The sequence below is a fragment of the Pseudomonas sp. Sample_16 genome, assembly GCF_004307665.1.
Classification (GTDB): Bacteria; Pseudomonadota; Gammaproteobacteria; order Pseudomonadales; family Pseudomonadaceae; genus Aquipseudomonas.
In genome coordinates, this window is the sequence record NZ_RCOB01000056.1 from 1 (window position 1) to 2,105 (window position 2,105).

The window sequence follows — 2,105 nt, forward strand, 5'->3', positions numbered from 1 at the left end:
CATCATGCTGGGAGAACTGGCGGTAAATCGGGCACTGGATAACCTCGATCCGCAGTGATGGCCTGAGCATGCGTTGACGATGCGCAGATGAAAAAAACCGCGGCCCCCACAACAGGAGCCGTGGTTCTCACGCAGCGCAGGCAGAAGATCAGGCTGCTGGCGTCATCCCACCCAATGCACACCTATCAGTTCTGCTAGTTCTCAACCAAGACAGGCATGTAGATACTCAAACGCGCAGACCTCGAAACCCGGAGCTCGCACATGTCTACCCGTCAACCCGCGCTGTACGTCCAATATCGCTACGATCCTCTGGATCGTCTGACCAGCCACAGTCAATCGAATGAACCCGCACGCCAGCGCTTCTATTGCAAAAGTCGGCTGGCCACCGAGATACAAGGCGAATTGCACCGCTCCATCGTCCAGTACGACGACCAGCTCTTGGCGCAGCAGGCACGACAGGGCGATGACCGCGACACTACGCTGTTGAACACCGATTTGCAGCGCTCAGTGCTGCACCGTCTCAAGGCCAGTCAGCCTCTTCATCCCAATGTCTACACCGCATACGGCCACCGTGCCCAGAACGGCTTGCCCTGTCTGCTGGGTTTCAACGGCGAACGACCTGAGCCGGTGACCGGCCATTATTTATTAGGTAATGGCTACCGGGCGTTTAACCCTGTGTTGATGCGCTTCAACAGTCCGGACAGTTTGAGTCCGTTTGGCAAGGGGGGCATTAATCCCTATGCGTATTGTTTGGGGGACCCAATTAATCGGTATGACCAGGATGGACATATCTCAATACTTTTTAAAGCAATGCAGGCTTGGATGAATCGCCCAATCGCCAAGACAGTAGCGGGGGTGAAAAAATCAGTGGTAGTAAAGCAGGCGAGCTTGTCTGGTATAGTAAATTCTGAAGCGATGTTTACACTTTCAAAGTATTTGGGTCAGAACGATATGGACAATTTGGCACAAGTTGCAAGGAACTTCAATGAGCCGGTTAAAGAAACGTCAGTTCGAAATTTGAGAATCCATATCGAATCAAGGAGAGTGCAGAAGCAGTACATTAGTAACCGGCCGGACCACGGGTCGTTTATTGAAAATCCTGCAGATTTGAACGGTCCGCCCCTAGGCTATTCTAAAGCGCTAAAAGGAGTTGGCAGCGCTGGATATAAAGCACTTGATCCGACCGTTCACGGCAGCGATTCCTTACGTCACTTTATGGATAATTCTCGGAAGAATGTTCATACTTTTATGGTTGATTATAACAGGGATGAAGTTATTAACCGACATGCCGACTTTCTAGCAGGCCGGTTGATGAATATTCGGAAAGGTGCGGAAGAGAAGAATTTATTTACAAGGTTTTGGAGGTGGTTAAATTAATTTTATAACTTTGTGAAAGGCAAGGATTTATGTGAGTCGTAAAATCGCGGCCCCAATTAAAGAGCCGCGGTTTTTCACGCCGCGCGATTACTGCTGCAACACTGTTGCCTGGTTGGCCGAGCCAAACTGTTGCACGGTGGCCGTTTGCGTCATGCCGCTCCGATCGACACTGGCGATGTTGCCGGTGCCGCCCTGGGTGACGTAAGCGATGTTCATGGTGTCGGCCCGTTTGATGGTGATCATGTTGTCGTCGCCGTACAGTTGCGAGGCCTTAGATGTGCTCAGCTCGTATTCAGGTGTTGATGGGCAGAACCGAACGCCATGTTTAAAAGCATTCAGCACTGGTTCTCTAAGGCTACACAGTCTTGCGTCGTTACCTACAACTGCGCCAGAATCCGCCGGCTTGTGCGCTTTGCCCCTTGTCCCTATCGTTTCCGTGTCGCTGCCAATTCAGCGACCGGGTTTAGCGATCCGATCAGGTATAAGCGCTACATTGCATCAGTTTCGATTGCCCACGTTTTATGTGAGCAATTTTCGATATGGTGGCTGTGCGCGGGAGACCCTCGGGTCTGCCGGGTCTTATACCTCCCGGTTCGCTAACCTGCGTACAGCTGCCACCCTTACTTGTTTAGCGACAGGTGCTGGTGGTTTCACTAGGTATAAAAGGAACTCCACCATGTTCAAACCCACCCCCAATCCCCCTGAAACCGACACCGTTTCGCCCTACG

General features: G+C 51.6%; 1 protein-coding gene and 1 pseudogene. One reads left to right on the top strand and one right to left on the bottom strand.

The window, feature by feature from the left end; translation table 11 throughout:
• Nucleotides 1–261 precede the first annotated feature (261 nt).
• Nucleotides 262–1,377, top strand: a complete 1,116-nt coding sequence (locus D8U69_RS08070; RefSeq protein WP_130907074.1) for an RHS repeat-associated core domain-containing protein — start codon at nt 262–264, stop codon at nt 1,375–1,377.
• 87 nt (nt 1,378–1,464) lie between these two features.
• Here the strand turns inward: D8U69_RS08070 and D8U69_RS08075 are convergent.
• Nucleotides 1,465–1,644: pseudogene (locus tag D8U69_RS08075) on the bottom strand (curlin); the annotation flags it as partial.
• Nucleotides 1,645–2,105 lie beyond the last annotated feature (461 nt).

Coding starts and splice junctions, on each gene's coding strand:
- D8U69_RS08070 (WP_130907074.1), top strand. CDS start 262: ATGTCTACCCGTCAACCCGCGCTGTACGTCCAATATCGCTACGATCCT.